The organism is Sulfurospirillum arcachonense DSM 9755, from assembly GCF_000597725.1.
GTDB classification, from domain to species: Bacteria; Campylobacterota; Campylobacteria; order Campylobacterales; family Sulfurospirillaceae; genus Sulfurospirillum_A; species Sulfurospirillum_A arcachonense.
In genome coordinates this window covers 113440-132545 of sequence record NZ_JFBL01000006.1, presented here as the reverse complement: position 1 = coordinate 132545, position 19106 = coordinate 113440, and the positions used below count along the sequence as shown (strand labels likewise).

Annotated in this window: 13 protein-coding genes and 1 tRNA gene; 7 read left to right on the top strand and 7 right to left on the bottom strand. The window is 30.2% G+C overall.

Features of this window, described 5'->3' with window-relative positions; all coding sequences use genetic code 11:
* Window positions 1-10: 10 nt before the first annotated feature.
* Genes K354_RS0106535 through K354_RS0106525 form a run of 3 tightly spaced genes read right to left on the bottom strand, consistent with a single transcriptional unit; the run spans window position 11 to window position 5153 of the window.
* Window positions 11-2113, bottom strand: coding sequence for a 3-hydroxyacyl-CoA dehydrogenase NAD-binding domain-containing protein (locus tag K354_RS0106535; RefSeq protein WP_024954701.1), 2103 nt, complete (start codon window positions 2111-2113; stop codon window positions 11-13).
* On the bottom strand, window positions 2113-3405 hold the full coding sequence (locus K354_RS0106530; RefSeq protein WP_024954700.1) for a thiolase family protein: 1293 nt from the start codon (window positions 3403-3405) through the stop codon (window positions 2113-2115). The genes K354_RS0106535 and K354_RS0106530 overlap by 1 nt, the downstream gene beginning before the upstream one ends.
* Window positions 3402-5153, bottom strand: a complete 1752-nt coding sequence (locus K354_RS0106525; RefSeq protein WP_024954699.1) for an AMP-dependent synthetase/ligase — start codon at window positions 5151-5153, stop codon at window positions 3402-3404. Before K354_RS0106525 ends, K354_RS0106530 begins: the two co-directional genes overlap by 4 nt.
* A 187-nt stretch (window positions 5154-5340) precedes the next feature.
* Between K354_RS0106525 and K354_RS14665 the strand changes: the two genes are divergently transcribed.
* Window positions 5341-6216, top strand: coding sequence for a polysaccharide deacetylase family protein (locus tag K354_RS14665; protein WP_024954698.1), 876 nt, complete (start codon window positions 5341-5343; stop codon window positions 6214-6216).
* 125 nt (window positions 6217-6341) lie between these two features.
* Here the strand turns inward: K354_RS14665 and K354_RS0106515 are convergent.
* Window positions 6342-6428 (bottom strand) — tRNA-Leu (locus tag K354_RS0106515).
* An 86-nt stretch (window positions 6429-6514) separates the two neighbouring features.
* Window positions 6515-6793, bottom strand: coding sequence for an HU family DNA-binding protein (locus K354_RS0106510; protein WP_024954697.1), 279 nt, complete (start codon window positions 6791-6793; stop codon window positions 6515-6517).
* Between the two features lie 180 nt (window positions 6794-6973).
* Between K354_RS0106510 and flgL the strand changes: the two genes are divergently transcribed.
* Both flgL and K354_RS0106500 read left to right on the top strand, forming a co-directional pair.
* Window positions 6974-9379 (top strand): flagellar hook-associated protein FlgL, encoded by a 2406-nt coding sequence (gene flgL / locus K354_RS0106505; RefSeq protein WP_024954696.1) that lies wholly within the window; start codon window positions 6974-6976, stop codon window positions 9377-9379.
* Between the two features lie 71 nt (window positions 9380-9450).
* Entirely contained in the window at window positions 9451-11577 is a 2127-nt protein-coding gene (locus K354_RS0106500; RefSeq protein WP_037940372.1) for an FtsK/SpoIIIE family DNA translocase, read from the top strand.
* Here the strand turns inward: K354_RS0106500 and K354_RS14660 are convergent.
* Both K354_RS14660 and K354_RS0106490 read right to left on the bottom strand, forming a co-directional pair.
* Window positions 11574-12257 carry a response regulator gene (locus K354_RS14660; protein ID WP_024954694.1) on the bottom strand — a complete coding sequence of 228 codons (684 nt, stop codon included), beginning with the start codon at window positions 12255-12257 and terminating at the stop codon, window positions 11574-11576. The two genes, K354_RS0106500 and K354_RS14660, sit on opposite strands and share 4 nt — an antisense overlap.
* Window positions 12235-13416, bottom strand: a complete 1182-nt coding sequence (locus K354_RS0106490; protein WP_169733423.1) for a sensor histidine kinase — start codon at window positions 13414-13416, stop codon at window positions 12235-12237. Before K354_RS0106490 ends, K354_RS14660 begins: the two co-directional genes overlap by 23 nt.
* A gap of 145 nt (window positions 13417-13561) precedes the next feature.
* Here K354_RS0106490 and K354_RS0106485 point away from each other — a divergent pair, with 145 nt between their 5' ends.
* From K354_RS0106485 to K354_RS14045, 4 genes are read left to right on the top strand one after another with little or no spacing between them, the layout of a single operon-like run.
* On the top strand, window positions 13562-14926 hold the full coding sequence (locus tag K354_RS0106485; RefSeq protein ID WP_024954692.1) for a TolC family outer membrane protein: 1365 nt from the start codon (window positions 13562-13564) through the stop codon (window positions 14924-14926).
* A 2-nt stretch (window positions 14927-14928) separates the two neighbouring features.
* The gene (locus tag K354_RS0106480) at window positions 14929-17100 is read left to right on the top strand and encodes a type I secretion system permease/ATPase (protein ID WP_024954691.1); all 2172 of its coding nucleotides are present in this window, start codon (window positions 14929-14931) and stop codon (window positions 17098-17100) included.
* On the top strand, window positions 17087-18463 hold the full coding sequence (locus K354_RS0106475; protein WP_024954690.1) for an HlyD family type I secretion periplasmic adaptor subunit: 1377 nt from the start codon (window positions 17087-17089) through the stop codon (window positions 18461-18463). The genes K354_RS0106480 and K354_RS0106475 overlap by 14 nt, the downstream gene beginning before the upstream one ends.
* A complete protein-coding gene (locus K354_RS14045) occupies window positions 18463-19077 on the top strand; it encodes a response regulator transcription factor (RefSeq protein WP_024954689.1) in 615 nt (204 codons plus the stop codon). The genes K354_RS0106475 and K354_RS14045 overlap by 1 nt, the downstream gene beginning before the upstream one ends.
* Window positions 19078-19106: the final 29 nt, after the last annotated feature.

Below are 19106 nucleotides of genomic sequence, written 5' to 3'. Positions count from 1 at the left end.
GCTCTATCCTTTAATAAAATTTTTTATTACTTACCGCTAGTTTTTTTATAAGCGGTGCAGGCTCAAAACGTGAGCCATAACTGTTTTGTAAATTTTCTAACTCTTCATAAATCTTTTTTGTACCAATCGAATCAGCATATTTTAGAAGACCACCTCTAAAAGGAGGGAAACCTGTTCCCATTATCATTGCCAAATCAAGCTCTTCAGAGCTTTTAACTATCTCTTCTTCCAAACAACGTGCCGCTTCATTGATCATCATGTAAATACATCTTTTCACGATTTCATCTTCGCTCAATAAAGTTTGGTTTTGTATATAAGTATTTACTTGAGTATTGATTGTTTTTTCTTTTCCTTTGTACATGTAAAAACCACTACCACTTTTTTTACCTAAAAGTTGGAGTTTTGTATACACTGGCTCAATTAAAGGAGCAGGGGTCATTCTCTGCCCATATGCATTTTGAAGGATTTGCAAGACTTTGTATCCTACATCAATCCCTACTGTATCTACAAGCTCAATAGGTCCCATTGGCATACCAAAATTGCTTAAGGCTTTATCTATTGTTTCTATGTTTACACCTTCACCAGCTATAAAAAGGGCTTCATTGACATAAGGAATTAAAATACGATTTACCAAAAAACCAGCACAGTCATCTACAATAACAGGTGTTTTACCACTGCTTAGCATAAACTTATATACAGTAGCGAGTGTTTCTTGTGACGTGTGTTTAGAAGGTATAATCTCAACCAAAGGCATTCTATCCACTGGATTAAAGAAGTGAAGACCTACAAAATTTTCTTTACATGTAAGAGAATTATTGAGTTGATTTATACTAATAGAAGAAGTATTAGTAGCTATAATGGCATCTTTTTTCATATTTTTTTCTAAGTTTGCATAGACTTCATTTTTGACAGCCTCATCTTCTAGGACTGCTTCAAGTGCTAAATCAACATTTTGCAATCCGTCATATTTGTCAGTATAAGTGATAGAGCTTATTTTAAAATCAACATCATGTGAAGTTGTCTTTTTTCTTTTGATTAAAAATGTGTATATGCTTTTTACAGATTTGATTATATCTCCCATCTGTTCTATTTTTCTTAGTTTTACTCTTACTGATTTTCCAGCATTACTAAAAAGCCAAATAATACCTTTTCCCATCACTCCACCACCTATTACAGCAGTGCTTTGGATCTCTTTTGCAACAGCATCAAATTTTTTTGATTTGGTTGCTTCACTAATAAAAAAGAGGTTTATCATGTTTTTCGAAACTTCACTAAGGGCGAGTTTAGAAAACTCTTCTGTCTCTATTTTAAGACCGTCATATATGCTTAAATCCCACGTTTTCTTTATGGTTTCTAAAGCCCTTAGTGGGGCAGGGTAGAAACCTTTCGTTTTTTGTATCAAAGATTCATGTGCTTTTTTATACATGTAATCTCTTACAAAAGGGATTTGTTCTAAAAAATTTTTACTTTTTCTTTTTTCAACTATTTTTTGTTTTCCACTTGGAGTAGATATGCTTTGTAAAAATTCGGGAATTTGAAACTCTTCATAACCTTTAGGGATAACTTTATCTACAAGTCCTATTCTATCTGCTTTTCTAGTGTCAATTACACTTCCAGCGAGTATCATACCAAGTGCATTTTGCAAGCCTACGAGTTTAGGTAGCCTTTGTGTCCCTCCAAGTCCTGGCATGACTCCAAGTTTTACCTCAGGAAGGGCAAGTTTTGTTTTAGAACCATCAATAGCTACCCTAAAATCACAACTCAGAGCAAGTTCTAGCCCACCACCCATACAAGCACCCTCTATTAATGCTATGGTTGTTTGTTTGAGGGTTGAGAGCTTATTAAAAATCTCATTCCCATGATTTAGCATATTTTTTACAGAGAGTTCATCACTCATAGATTCAATCTCTTTTATATCAGCACCAGCTATAAAAATACCTTGTTTTGCACTTTTTATGATGATAGTTTCTAAGTCACTCTCTATGATTTCATCTAAAAAAGTATCAAGTTCACTAAGAGCTTGAGTAGAGAGTTTATTGACTTTTTCTTTTTGCATATCAAAGATAAGTTCAGCTGTTTTGTTTTCTATTAGGTTTAATGTAAAATTTTTCATTACTCTACCTCCAAAATGAGTGCAGCACCTTGACCACCACCTATACACAATGTGGCCAATCCTTTTTGTAGATTTCTTCTTTTTAACTCTTTTAGTATATGTACAACAAGACGGTTTCCACTCATACCTACAGGATGTCCCATAGCAACTGCACCACCATTGACATTGAGTTTATCCATATCGATTTCACCCATTGCATTTCGCATATTAAAATGTTTTGCACAAAACTCTTTAGAAGCAAAAGCTTTAATATTTGCTATCACTTGTGCTGCAAATGCTTCATTTATCTCGATTAAATCAAAATCACTGAGTTTCATTCTTCTCTTTTTCAAAAGTTTTTGAGTAGCAAAGATAGGACCCAATCCCATCCTTTGTGCTTCAAGTCCAACATAAGAAAAATCTTTGAGATAACCGATTGGTTTTAATTCTCTCTTCTTAGCAGTTGACTCTTTCATAAGAATACAAGCACTTGCACCATCACTGACTTGAGAGGAATTCCCCACAGTAATAGTCCCACTTCTTCTATCAAAAAATGGTTTGAGTTTTTTAAGTGATTCGATAGTGAGTGTATCTCTTACTCCATCATCATAATCAAGCATCAATCCTTTTTTATCATCATAAATGATTGGGAGTATTTCATCTGTAAAAATTCCATTTTCCCTTGCTTTTTTTGCCTTTTGATGACTCAGTAGTGAAAAGGCATCTTGTTCTTCTCTTGATATATGAAAGTCTTTTGCCAAAATCTCAGCAGTTTTTCCCATAATCATCCCACTAATAGGATCAGTAAGACCAGATACCAAACCAATCACAGGTTTTAAAAAAGAGGGTTTAAACTCTTTGAGTATAGAGATTTTTTGTATAAGTGTTTTACTACTCATAAGACCAAATAAAAACTCTTTGTATCCTTGGTTATAAAAAAATGGGATATTACTCATAGACTCAGCCCCACAAGCTAGATAAATCTCACCTTCATCTTGCCATAGTCTCAAAGCAGATGATGTGATAGCCTCCATACCTGAAGCACAGTTTCTATTGACTGTCATTGCTGGAGTTGATTTACTAAAACCACTTCTTGCAGCTATAACTTTTGCTACATTTGAAGCATGAGGGGGTTGGGCTACATTACCTACTATTACTTCATCAAATTCATCATGAGAAAGTCCACTTTTTAAAACCAACTCACGTATAACAATAGAAGCCAATGTATCAACTTGCATATTTTTAAACTTTTCATTGGCTTTTGCTATAGGACTTCTTAATCCATCTATGATTGCAATTCTCTCTTTTCTCATAATATATCCTTGTTATACATGGAGTCTATTTCTTTCTTGAAATTACTGTTTATTTGATTTCTTCTTATTTTCATAGATGGAGTTAATTCCCCACCTTCTATACTAAGTGTAGTGTCTATTACTCTATAATCTACAACTCTTTGCCATTTATCTAGTTTTTTATTGGTTCTTTTTATAAGCCTATCTAACTCTTTTTTCACTCTTGGAAGTTTAAAAAACATATCTATAGTTAAATCTGAATTGAGGTTATAATTTTTTTTATATACTGCAACCATTTCAAAATCTGGAAAGAAAAGGGCAACAGTATAGGGCTTATCTTCTGCAATGGCTACTGCAAAATCAATAAGTTTGTATTTTGAAAGTTCCTGCTCTATTGGTATTGGAGAGACATAGTTTCCTGTTGAAGTTTTATATAACTCTTTTTTTCTACCGCTAATAGAGATAAAGCCTTCATCATCTATAGTTGCTAAGTCGCCAGTATGTAACCAACCTTCATTATCTATGGTTTGTTTAGTTAATTCATCGCGGTGAAGATAACCTTTCATAACACTAGGTCCTCGTGCGAGAAGTTCTCCATCAGGTGTTAGTTTTACCTCTACACTTGGAAAGGTAGGACCACACGTTCCCCATTTGCTTTTTTTAGGAGAGTTTGCTGTAATAACAGGAGAAAATTCGGTAAGACCATATCCTTCATATACATTTAATCCTATATTGATAAAAAACTTGTATATCTCTTTATCTAAAGAAGAACCACCACTTATAAGCATACGTAACTCTCCACCAAAGGCATCAAGAAACTTTTTATAAACAAGGGAGTGTAGAAGAGGCTCAAACCACATCTTTCCAAACTCAGGGGGTTTTCCTCTTGCATGCTCATATGCAAATCTAGCTATAAGACCTGAAAGGCCTTTAGTATCTTCAACTTTTTGATGTATTTTAGTATAAACTTTTTCCAATAACCTTGGTACTACTGTCATTACTGTTGGATGAATCTCTTTTAAGAGGTTACTTACATTTTTAACATCGTCTGCAAAATAGACACTAATACCTTGTGAGAGATAAAAAGTCATAACCATTCTCTCAAAGATATGAGCTAAAGGTAAAAAACTAAGAGCAACATCTTCTTTTTCATCCAAATCATATAAAGTACTTGTGTCTTTTATCTGGGCTACAATGTTAGTATGACTGAGCATAACACCTTTTGGAGTTCCTGTATTGCCACTTGTATATATAATACTACAAAGCTCATCTGGTAAGCTTACATGTAAAGGTTCTTTTACAGCTTTTTTACCTAAATCGAGTATAGACTCTATGCATATCTTATTTTTATTATTGAGTGCACAGTTTAGAGTAATAATTTGTTTTATTGGATGTTTTTCAATAATGTCTAGTTTATCAAACGTACCTAAAAACATAAACTCTACTTCAGAGTCTTTTAACTCAAACTCTAAATGTTCATTGGAAATATTAAAAAAGATAGGAACGCTTATAGCTCCGACTAGATTAGCTGCAAAGTTTACCATTACCCACCAAGGGCTTGATTCTGCCATAATAGCTATTTTTGTATCTTTTGTAATTCCTAATTCTTTAAAACCATACGCTAAATCTAGAGTGTTTTGGTAAAACTCTTGAGTTGAAAAAGACCTCCAATTTCCTTGATATAAGTAGTTTAAAAAATTTGCATTGGAGTAATTAGTGCAAATATGCAAAAAAAGTTCATTGAGTGTTGTAAAATCTGTCTTCTTCATAATGTCTCCTTTACAAAAGAAAACCTAAAAGGAGTAATATACTCTTGTTTTATTATATATACTGTCATATAATAGTACGCTTAATATTCTTAATTATAAAAATAATAAGTTTTCAGAGGTAACATGATGAGGTATATTATTTATTTTAAGATATAATTTAATTTGACTTTTCGTTTAAGGAATGTATGTGAGGTTTATATTTCTTTTTTTATTTATATCAATAACTCTTTGGAGTTTTGAAACAGACACTACTAAATTAAAAAATTATACAATAATAGATAAAGATTTTATAATTGCTCAGGTCCCATTTAAAGCAATACGTTCTTGGAAACAAGGGGGAGATAATTATTTTCTCATTTTAAATAAAGATAAATTTACTACGCATATTGTTAAAACCTTGCCTAAGCATGAAGAAAATATAGTTACAAACTTTTCCATACTCAAATCACAATTATTAACATTGCCTCATGCATTACATTATTTTGGAATAAAAGAGCCAAAGAATGATAAAATTTTTCTTACAATTGATATGTGTCCATCAGAAAAAAGTGGTTATGAAAAAGTGTTGTTTGAATTTATTAAAAATGCAAAATCGACAGCTAATATCGCAATTACAGGCAAATGGATGCTAGAGCATCAAAAAGATTTTGATGAGTTAAAAACAAGTGGTTTAGATATCCGTTGGATAAATCACTCTTTTTCTCATTTTTATGATAAAAATTCAAAAGATTTGGCGACAAATTTTATGAGAAGAAATCCTGAAAATTTTGAAAATGAAGTTATAAAAACAGAAAAGCTTTTACTTGTTAATAAACAAATTCCAACACCATTTTTTAGATTTCCAGGACTTGTAAGTAGTAAAGAACTGATAGATAAACTTTTAAATAAATTCAATCTTTTACCGCTAAGTACAAACAATTGGTTAAATATAACCAATAAAACCATACAAAAAGGTGATATTGTTTTACTTCATGGAAATCTTAATGAACACAGAGGCATAGTGAGATTTTTTGATCAAAATCATATAGGACAACATTTTTCACCTATAGAAGATATTTTTTAATAACCTTTACATGTTGTATTATATTAATTTTTACAGAAAAAGTTTCAAGAGATTGTTTAGTTTTTTGATATTTTGATGACACTATAAAATAAATGTTTTAAAGCATTTATAAACGGAAGTTTTGGTGGTACCCAAGGTCGGACTCGAACCGACAAGACCGTGAAGTCATTGGATTTTGAATCCAACGTGTTTACCAGTTTCACCACTTGGGCACAATAAAATTGAGAAGGAATAGTACAAAAAAAAAGCTTAAAGATAAGTTACCTTACCTTTAAGCTTTATAAATTATATTTGGAAATTAAGATTTAGCTACAGCTTCTTTTAATTTTTTGCCCACTTTAAATTTAACTGCTGTAGTAGCAGGAACATCAACTACTCTATCAGTACCAGGTACTCTAGCTTTTCTTGCTGCTCTTGGAGCTGTTGAAAATGTACCAAAACCTATAAAACTTACGCTTTTGCCCGCTACTAGAGCATCATTAATTGTCTCTAATGCTGCATCTACGGCTTTTTGAGAATCTTTCTTTGAAAGACCTGCCTTTTCAGCTACCGCTTGGATGAAGTCTGCTTTTTTCATTACGAAATCCTTTAAAAGTATTGTGTTGCGGTCATTGTACACTTTTTTTTTATAAAAAACAATATTATTTATGTATAAATTAAAGAAATTTGTCAAAAAGTCGATTTTTTGTCATATGGAACCGTATTTGCTTGCTATTTAATAGCTAAGAAACTACAGAAATTAACAATGAGGTACACTATGAGAATATCTAATTCACTTTTTTATACAAATTCTATTAATGACTATCAAAAAAATCAGCAAGAGTTATATAAAGTTAATCAACAGATGAGTGGAAAAAAGATTCAAAATAGTTTTGAAGATAGTAGTGTGTATGTTGATACTATGCGTTTAAACTATGAAGTAGCTACTTTAGAACAAACGAAAGAAAGTAGTTCAAAAGCTCAATCTTATGCAAAAAACACTGATCAAACTTTAAATGAATTTACAGAATCATTAACACAATTTAAAAATAAATTAATACAAGCTTCTAATGGAGGTCAGTCAACTTCTAGTTTAAATGCTATTGCTAATGAACTACAAGCATTAAAAGGTGATTTAATGAATTTATCAAATACATCTATTAATGGTCAGTATTTATTTTCAGGATCAGCAGTTGATACTAAACCAATAGATATCAATGGAAATTATAATGGAAATGATGGATCTGTAGAAGCTTTGATTAGTTCAGGAGTGACACTACCATATAATATAAGTGGTCAAGATCTTTTTCTTGGTGCTGATGGTGATTATAATAAAACTCTTTCTACTAATGTTAAAATGTTAAATCAATCAAAACTTCATCCAAATGAGATGCTTGGAAACGGTGATGTTTCATTAGAAGAATATTTAACTGAAAATGACACTATAAGAGATATGGTGGGAGATACTGATACAGATAGTACGAATGATCCCAATAGTGTGTTTTATGTTTCCGGAAGAAAATCTGATGGAACAACATTTTCATCACAAATAGAAGTATCTTCTACTTCTAAAGTAAGTGATTTATTAGAAAAAATAGGACAAGAGTATGGTAACACAACTACTAATACTGTTGTTGATGTTTCATTAAATGCTCATGGGCAAATAGAAATAAAAGATTTAAAAGATGGAAATTCACTTTTAGAAATGAATATATTTGGTGCAGTTGATAGGGATGCTGCAGCTGGTACTGCAGGTAATGCAGATGTAGGTGCTGCTGGAGATATTGATGATTTACTTGCTGATCCTAATGTTGATATTATAGAGTTTTCAAAAAGTAATTTTACAACTACAAATTCTGCAAATACAATTGTGCAAAGAGAAGATACTTATAATCCTGGGTTATTTCGTGTAGGGTATCCTCTTAAAAATACTGATGGAAGTGATGTAGTTGCCACTGACACTTTAAATAGTTTTATGCCTGCTGGGGTAGTTGATGTTAATGTAAATGGTACAATAATTCTAGTAACTGGTACAGTTCAAGATTTATTAAGTACTATTGAAGCTACACAAGTTCCACCACTAGTAGCGGGTTCAGCTAGATTAGAAAATGGGCAAATTATTGTAGATGATGCAACAGGCAACTTAACTGCAACTTTAATTGCAAGAGATGCAGCTTCTAATCCTGCAGCAGTGGGAGGGTTTTCTGTTCCAGATACTATGAATTACGAAAGACGTGGATTTACAAAAGATGGTAATAAACTTACAAGTAATATTTCTCAAGTAGTAAAAAGTACAAATGAATATGCCACTTCAAATACTAAACTTATAGACGTTGCGGGAATAAAAACTTTTGATGATATCTCTGTGGCTGGTGATGAGACTACATTTGAGTTAAATGGAGTTGATAACCAAGGAAATGCTTTTAGTGCAGAGATAGAATTAACCAATGATCCATTAACTGGAGCTAGATTTACGTTAGATGGTGGGGCTACTTATTATAATGTGTATGATGCAGATGGTAACAGAACAATGGCAGATGATGTAACATACAAACAATTAACAGATGTAGTATCTCTGATAACGTCTAATAACATACCAGCTGCAACTAATACACCAGCTGATTATGAGAGTGCAATAAGCTCTGCTTCAGGTGCAGTTGAAGTTAATTTGGATTATAAGGGTAGATTAGAAATATATGATAAATTTAATTCTGAATCTCCTATAGAATTTAGTATGTATGATGACAATTCAGATAATGCTACAACTTCATCTTCTCTTAGTTTTATGGCAAATGATATGATTAGCATAGAAGAGCCAACAATTGATTTTTTTAAAGATTTAGATGAAATGATTGAAGCAGTAAGAAGTGGAACTTTTAGAATGGATAGTGAGAGTGGTGATCCTAGAAATATTGGTATGCAAAATTCTTTATTAAAAATAGATCATTTAATGGAACACGTTACTAATGAACATACGAAAATAGGTTCCTATTCAAATGCACTGACATATGCTAATGAACGCTCAACACTATTGAGTGTCAATGTTCAAACTATTCGTTCAGAAGTAATTGATACAGATGTTGGGGAAGCTTATATGAAATTTCAACAACTAGCTAATTCATATCAAGCTATGTTATCGACTGTTACAAAAATAAATTCTATGTCTTTATTGAACTACATGTAAACATTTGATATAATCGCGCCATTACATGTAAAGGATTTACTATTTTAAAAGAGACATTATTTATTATATCTATTGCTTTTTTACTTTTTTTTGGAGTAGCGACACTTCTTCCTGAAGCTAGTTTTGTAGGAAGCTTTGGTTCTATTTTAGGTCATTGGAATCAAACTTGGTTTGGTTATATTTCTTATATTTATCCTTTTTTATTGATACTTCCTGCACTGTTTTTTTATAGAGATAGTAATTTTAATGCAAGAAAAATAGAGATTATTTTATCAATGACTCTTTTGATGTTTTCTTTTTTAATGTTTCAAGCTGTTGTTGTAAAGTCTCCATTACAAGGCTATTTAGGTTTTTCAATAGTTGAAATATTGCAATCTTTCATAGGAATATTAGGTGTATGGCTTTTTATTATAGCTATTGCGAGTCTTTCTTTTAGTATTATTTTAAATACAACAGCAGATGATATGCTTTCATTTGTAAATCATAAATTACCTAAAAAAGGGAATAAAAGTGATTTTGAAGATGAAGTTAAAGAAGAAACTGAAGATGACAACAAGTATGTAAATAGTTATGAAGAAGAAAAAGAGATAGTTGAGAAAGAGATAACACAAGATGATATCAATCCAGAAGATTATGCTGATAGTGTTAAATTAGTAAAAAAAGAAAATGTTATAAGTGAAGATGTAGAAGTAAAAATAGAAAATAAAGAAGAACATCATCACGTTGAAATAATTAGTGAAGTTGAAGAGAATAAAAAACTTTTAGATGAGATTGAAAAGGGTGAACACGCTGCACCAAAAGATTATAGATTGCCACCACTAAAAATGCTGACATCACCTCCTAAAAAAAGTAAGAATATAAATGAAAGTGAAATAGATAGAAAAATATCTGATTTATTAGAAAAATTAAAAAGATTTAAAATTGATGGTGATGTTGTAAGAACATACTCTGGTCCTGTTGTTACAACATTTGAGTTTAAACCAGCACCACATGTAAAAGTTTCTAAAATATTGACCTTACAAGATGATTTAGCGATGGCTTTAAAAGCAAAAACAATTCGTATTCAAGCTCCAGTTCCGGGGAAGGATGTTGTTGGAATCGAAGTTCCAAATGCTAAAATTGAAACTATATATTTAAAAGAAGTTTTAGAGAGTGATATTTTTATCAAAGCATCATCTCCTCTTACTATTGCACTTGGTAAAGATATTGTAGGAAATCCATTTATAACAGATTTAAAAAAATTGCCACATCTTTTAATTGCGGGAACTACAGGAAGTGGAAAAAGTGTAGGTATTAACTCTATGTTACTTTCACTACTTTATAGAAACTCTCCAGATACTTTGAAACTTCTTATGATTGATCCTAAGATGCTAGAGTTTTCTATATACAATGATATTCCTCATCTATTAACTCCAGTGATTACAAAACCAAAACAAGCGATAATTGCTTTAGCAAATATGGTTTCAGAGATGGAAAGACGTTATCAAATTATGAGTCAATCAAAAACAAAAAATATTGAAAATTATAATGAAAAAGCAAAAAAACTTGGGCTTGATCCTTTTCCTTATATTGTTGTTATTATAGACGAGTTAGCTGATTTGATGATGAATAGTGGAAAAGAAGTTGAATTTTACATTGCACGTCTTGCTCAGATGGCAAGAGCGAGTGGTATACATCTTATAGTTGCTACGCAACGTCCTTCAGTAGATGTTGTAACAGGGCTTATTAAAGCCAATCTTCCAAGTCGCATAAGTTATAAAGTTGGTTCTAAAATAGATAGTAAAGTTATTCTTGATGCGACGGGAGCAGATTCTCTTTTAGGACGAGGTGATATGCTTTTTACTCCACCTTCAAGTTCAGGGCTTATTAGACTTCATGCTCCTTTTGCAAGTGAAGATGAAATAGAAGAGATAGTAGAATATCTTAAAAAACAAAGACCAGTCTCTTATGATGAAAGTTTTTTAAAACAGAGTGATTCTGATGTATCAACTTCAAGTGATAGTACTATGAGTGGAGATATAGATGAGCTTTTTGAAGAAGCAAAAGCTATTGTTCAAAATGAGAAAAAATGTTCCATTAGTTACATTCAAAGAAGGTTGCAAATAGGTTATAATAGGGCTTCACGTATAGTAGAACAGTTAGAAACCATGGGTATATTATCTGCTCAAAACTCTAAAGGTCAAAGAGAAATTATTTAATCATGAAAGGAGTGGTCTATCTTAATCTGATAACCTACTCCATTGATATTTTCTAAAAAGTCAACTTCACAAACTTCTCTAATACGATATACAACCATTTGAAGTTTTTTTAAGTTGATTTCTCCTTCCCATATATATTCGTAGAGTTTTTTATAAGAGACAAATTTATCTCTATGGGAGCATAAAATTTGGATAAGCTTAATAGCTTTTGGACCGAGTTTTACTATTTGTGCATCTTTATATAATAAATTGGACTCATGTATATAAGAAAACCCTCCAATTAATCTTGTAATTTTAAAATGATTGTTATTTCCATTTTGTTTAGCACTTAGTAGGGATATTGTAGCTATAATTTCTTTTTCGTTATAGGGCTTAATCATATAGCCTTCAGCCTGTATTTCCATAGCATAACTAATCATCTCCTCATTCGCATAAGAGGTGGTAAATATAATGGCACAATTACTAGTCTTTCTAATTTCTATTGCTGTCTCACATCCACTTTTGGAACCATTTATCATTATATCCATCAAAATCAAATTTGGTTTATATTTTTTTACACTTTTTATTGTATCTTTACAGTTATCTACTATAGCAACTACTTCCCAACCTCTAGTTTCTAAAATACTTTTAAGATATTCTGCTGGTATTAATTCATCTTCAACTATCAAAATTTTGTACATATAGTTCCTTTGTTTTTATAGTTTTTGTAAATTTGATTTTATACATAAGTCCACCATTTTGTTTAGTTTCTAATGAACCTTTTAATTGTTTTACATTTAATTTGACCAATTTTAGACCTAGGTTTTCTTTTTCATTATTAATCCCTAATCCATTATCATGATAAATTAACAGAACTTTTTTCCCGACGATTTTTAAAACTATCAAAATTTTCGGATCAGGTTGATTTATAAAAGCATATTTAATACTATTTGTTAGTAATTCATTTATAATAAGACCAATAGGCATAATTTCATTTAAAGGTAATGCTATATTTTTTATTTTATGTTCAATTTGAATATTAGTTGTTGAAGAGTTAATTAAATTTAGGGTTAATTTTTCAATAAATTCTTTTGCATTAACTTTTTCTAAATCATGGCTTACATACAACATAGAATGAACTAGAGCCATCGAGTCAATTCTAGCTTTACTAGTAGAAAGGATTTTTTGTACTTGTTTATTTTCTTGTTGCGCTTGCATTGCTAGCATAGAAGATACAATATTTAAATTATTTTTTACACGGTGATGGATTTCATTATAAAGTAAATCTTTTTTAGTATTAGAAGATAAAAGCATTTTATAGGATTCAACTCTTGTTATTTCATAAATATATGTAAATATAAAAATAACCAAAATAATAATGATGAAATTTACTAAAGAAGCTTCATATCTCATTAAATCGGTATAGTTAAAGTGATTTTCGTTAAATATGATAATAAAAGAAAATGTTATAAAAAATACTAAGTTAATAAATATACCCTTTTTCCAACTAAATAAAAAAAATGTACTTATTGAAAATGGAATTATAAAAACTGGTGTAAAATCATGAAATTGATTGATAAAAATAGTTAAAATGGTAGTAATACCTACAATGAATAAGATAGCATAAGAAGCATAGTTATATCTCATTTTTTTGTATAAAGTAAAAAATGAGATAAAAATAAAAAAGATGCCAATTACTTTAGGAAAAGTATACATGTAATTTCCTATATACATATCTTTTAAAATTAAAGTAAAAAAAAGTATCATACATAATATATACATTGCTAAAAGAACTTTTTTTCTTCTTGTTTTTATAACACTTCTAATTTCTTGGTTATAATCAGTATTAAATGATTTCAAAATTTTACTTTCAGAATAATTTATAATAATTAAATTATAACATTTTAATATTACGTGAGCAAAACGTGGTTTTGTATTTGTATAATAAATCATGATCTTGTGAATATTTGAAGCAAGCAATCATATAACTTTTAAGGGGTTTATTATGAAAACAAAACTTATGTTGGTAGCATCTATTGTTGCATTACCTTTAGTTGGCGTTGCGGTAACTCTTGATGAGACTGTTAAGAATGTATTAAATACTAATCCATTAGTACAAGAGAGAATTAATTATTTTCGTTCAGTTAAACAAGATGTTAGTATTGCAGAATCTGGTTATTATCCAAAGTTAGATTTAGTAGCTGGAATAGGTAAGGAAAGAACAAAAAACAATAATACAGGTTATGAAAATAAAACGTTGGATAGGCAAGAAGCTGCTATTGTATTAACTCAAAATATTTTTGAAGGTTTTGGTACACAAAAAAATGTAGAAAAGCAAAATTATAGGGTCAATTCTGCTGCTTACAGTACAATTGAGAAAGCAAATCAACTATCATTATCTATGGTTGAGGCTTATACTGAATTATTTAAGCAAAAAGAGTTATTGAGTTTTGCTGAAGCAAATGTTGAAACACATAAAAAAATAAATTCTAAAATTAAAGAGAGAATAGATTCAGGTGTTGGAGCAAATTCTGAGTTAGAACAAAGTTCAAGTCGTATGGCATTAGCTGAGTCAAATTACATTGTGCAAATGAATAATTATGAAGATGCAGTAAGTAATTTTATAAAAGTATATGGATCTTTCGTTCATCCTGATGATTTAGATGAACCTATGGCTGTTAAAACACTTCCTACTTCAAAAGATCAAGCTATTGCAGAAGCAAATAAACTCAATCCATCTTTAAAGGTTCAAAGAGCAAATATAAAAGTTGCTAGAAGTAATTTTAATATTACTAAAAAAGCTTTTTATCCACAATTAGATTTAGAAGCTAGACAAGATTGGAATAGAGATGTTGGTGGTGTTGAGGGAGATGATGATTCTTCTTCAATTATGTTAAGGTTTAGATACAACTTATTTAACGGAAATGCAGATACTTCAAGTAAACAAAAAAGTATTAGTGAACTTCATCAAGAAATGAAAGTTTTTGATGATTTAAAAAGAAGGGTAGAAGAGAGTATAAGATTATCTTGGGTAGCTTATACTTCATTAGAAAAGCAAATGAGTTATCTTATAACGCATAAAGATTTAAGTCAAAAAACACTCACCTCATATGTCGAAGAGTTTGATTTAGGTAGAAGAACTTTATTGGATATTTTAGATACAGAAGAAGAATTGTATTCTGCAGATAGAGAATTAGTTGTAGCAAAATATGATTATATTCTTGCTCAATATAGAATTATAGAGAGCATAGGCACTCTTACATCATATATCGATAAAAGCTTCGCAAATCAAGTTGGTTTAGGAGAAGAAAGTAATTCACAATCAGATGTAGTAGATGAGTTACCCCAAACAGAAGAAGAACAATTATAAAAATGAAAGATAATTTTTATGTTGATCCATTATTGCAATGTCTTGTAATAATTACAAGGTTAAATAATCAACCTTTTACAGCGGAGTCCCTTATAGATGGACTCCCTACTGCAAAAGGAGAAGCTTCTCCAGAGTTGTTTTCATTAGATAAACCTAAATCAGGTTTTTCAAGAGCTGCAAAAAGAGCTGGATTTTCTTCAAAATTAGTTCAAAGAGATTTAAAAGAAATTTCTTCTTTAGTTCTTCCTTGTATTTTAATACTAAAAGATAATAAAGCATGTATTCTTGATGAGTTTGATATGGAGAAAAAATATGCAAAGATAATTTTACCTGATTATGAAGAAGCTGAAATATGGGTTAATATAGATGAACTGAATGAAGAGTATTTAGGATATGCTTTTTATATAAAAAAAGAGTATAGAAACGACGAAAAAGAAGATTTTGTTTTAAATAACAATAAAACACATTGGTTTTGGGGAACTTTATGGAAATCAAAAAAGATATACACAGATGTTGTTTTCGCTTCATTAGTTATCAATATTTTTGTTTTAGCAAGTCCTCTTTTTGTAATGAATGTATATGATAGAGTTGTTCCAAATAATGCGATAGAAACACTTTGGGTACTGGCTATTGGTGTTGTTGTTGTTTATGGTCTTGATACAGTTTTAAAATTTATTAGGGCTTATTTTTTAGAAGTTGCGGGTAAAAAGAGTGATATAATTATGTCCTCTATTATCTTTGAAAAAGTAATGGGTTTAAATATGGCAGTACGTCCAAAATCAGTTGGTTCTTTTGCAAATAATCTGAAAGAATTTGAAAGTATTAGAGGATTTTTTACTTCTACTACTGTTGCAACTCTTATTGACCTTCCTTTTGTATTAATATTTTTATTTGTAATTCATCTTATAGCCGGTTCTATTGTTTGGGCACCTATTTCTATTATGTTGGCAATTTTGATTTATACACTTTTTATAAAAGGACCACTTCATAAAAGTATTGAAAGCTCTTATGAAGCAGCAGCTCATAAAAATTCTGTACTTATAGAGTCTTTAAATAATATAGAAACAATAAAAACTATGGGTGCTAGTGGAAATGCTCAGTATCAATGGGAAGAAGCTTCAGGAGAAATAGCAAATAAAGGTTTGACTACTAGAATTTTATCGAATTCTGTTTCAACGATGACTGCTCTTTTTATTCAATTAAATACAGTTGCAGTAATAGTATATGGTGTATATCTTATTCAAGAGATGGAGCTTACTATGGGTGGACTTATCGCTACAGTTATACTCTCATCTCGTGCAATCTCACCACTTGGTCAAGTCGCATCTTTGGTTGCAAATTATGAACATACAAAAACAGCATATAAAAATTTGAGTGATATTATGAAAATGCCTGTGGATAGGCCTGAAGGAAAAGAGTTTGTACATAGAGTGAAATTTAATGGATTTATTGAGTTTCAAAATGTTTCTTTTTCATATCCAGATGAAGATAAAAAAGCACTTGATAATGTTTCTTTTAAAGTTTTTGCAGGAGAACGAGTTGGTATTGCTGGAAAAATTGGTTCTGGAAAAACAACCCTTGAAAAGCTTATCCTTGGTTTGTATAAACCAGAGAGTGGAACAATACTAATAGATGGAATAGACATAAATCAAATTGACCCAGCAGATTTAAGAAAAAATATTGGATATGTTCCTCAAGAAGTAAATCTTTTTAGAGGAAGTGTAAAAAACAATATTATCTATAAAGCTCCATATATAAATGATAAACAGATGTTAGTTGCTTCAAAGTTAGCGGGAGTTGATGATTTTGTAAAATTGCACCCAAAAGGTTATGACATGCCCGTAGGTGAGCGTGGAGATGGTCTTAGTGGTGGTCAAAAGCAGGGTATAGCGATAGCAAGAGCATTTTTACTTGATGCTCCTATAATGCTTTTAGATGAGCCCACAAATTCAGTTGATAACGTAATGGAATCTAAAATACGAGTCAATTTAGCAAAAAATATTGTTGGCAAAACGACAATACTTATTACTCATAAAAATTCAATTTTAGAACTTGTTGATAGATTGATTATTTTAGATAATGGAAAACTTATTGTTGATGGTAAAAGAGATGAAGTGTTACAAAAGTTAAATGCACCTAAAAAAATGCCAAGAGAAGAAAATGTTGAAAAGTAATAAAAAGTTTAAAGCAGTGCCTTTAAAAGATATACAAAAAGTAAAATATTATAAACAGACTGATTTAGAGTATATGAAATCTCTAAGTTCTGCAGTTTTAGAAAAATCTACAATTGGCTCAAGGTTAATACTCTGGGTCATTATACTTTCAATTGCTTGGTTATTGCTTTGGGCTAATAATGCACAAATAGATGAATTAGCAAGAGGTAATGGTAAAGTTATACCAACACATAAAACACAAGTTGTTCAAAATCTTGAGGGTGGTATAGTTTCAAAAGTTTTTGTGAAAGAAGGTGATATTGTAAAAGTTGATCAGCCTTTACTTAAATTACAAGATATTCGTTTTTCAAGCTCTTTTGAAGAAAATCAAATAAAAATAAATGAATTACAAGCCAAAATGGTTAGACTAAGTGCTGAAGCACAAAATAAAAATTTTATTCTTCCAGAAAAATCTGATAAAAGATTTATGGCTCTTTTAAAAGATGAAGAGAGTTTATATTACTCTGACATGAAACAGTTAGAAAGCTCTTTAGATGTCATTTCATCTCAGTTAAATCAAAGAAAAAGCGAATTACTTGAAGCCAATGCTAAAAAAGCTCAATTACAAAGAAGTTTAAATCTTATTGAAGAAGAAATCACTATGAAAAAACCTCTTGTTAAAAGAGGTGTTGTCCCTGAAATAGACTTTATTACACTTAAAAGAGAAAAAAATGATATTGAAGGTAATCTTGAAGCAGTAACTCTCTCAATACCTAGAATAAAATCAACAATTAATGAAGCAAGAAAAAAATATACGGAAGTAAAACAAATTTTTCAAAATAAAGCAAAAAAAGAATTTAATGATGTAAAAGCAGAATATTCTAGGATAAAAGAATCTATAACAGCTTTAAGTGATAGAGTATATAGAACAGTTGTTCGCTCTCCAGTAGCTGGAACAATACAGCAATTGTTTATAAATACGAGAGGAGGGGTTATTAAACCAGGGATGGATATTGTAGAGATAATTCCAATGAAAGATAATCTCATAATAGAAGCAAAGATTAAACCTTCAGATATTGCTTTTTTACATGTAGGACAAAAAGCTATTATAAAATTTACAGCATATGATTTTTCAATTTATGGTGGATTAGATGGAGAAGTAAATCATATAAGTGCAGATACTATTACAGATGAAGAAGATAATACTTTTTATCTTGTACATGTAAAGGCTAATAAAGATTACTTAAATTATCAAGATGAAAAACTTTATGTCAAAGTTGGTATGGTAACTAGTGTAGATATTATTACTGGAAAAAAGACAGTTTTGGATTATATTTTAAAACCAATATTAAAAGCTAAAAATAGAGCTTTGAGGGAGAGATAATGAGAACAATACTCTTTTGTACAAAATCAAAAACTCTTTTAGAACATTGGAGAGAATCATTAATCAATACATATGCAAATTTTATACAAATTGATTCTGAAAAAGGGCTTCTTAAATGTTTAGATAATAACGTTGATGTTACACTTTTGTTAGATAGTAATTTTTTTATAAATAGCAAAGATTATATACGTTCTATTTTAGACTCTTATTCTAGTGTAAAAATCCTTTATATGGATGATTGTCCTTCTTTTAAAGTAGGTAAAGAGTTACTTCCTTTTGGTATAAAAGGTTATGCCAATAGTAGACTCTCGTCGATACATCTTACTCAAGCAATAGATGTCATAAATGATAATAGTGTATGGTTATATCCAGAGTTTATTCAACAACTTATTAAAGATGTTTCCTTTGCAAAAGAATCTAAAGAGAAAAAAGAGTTAGCAATTTTGACTTCAAAAGAAAAAGAGATTTCAAAACTTGTAGCTAAAGGATATAGTAATAAAATTATTGCAATAAAATGTAATGTTACTGAGGCTACTATTAAAGTACATTTACGCTCAATTTTTAGAAAGTTAAATTTAACAGATAGATTATCTTTAGCTCTCATCTTTAATTAATAGATTAATATAGTATGAAATTTTATTTT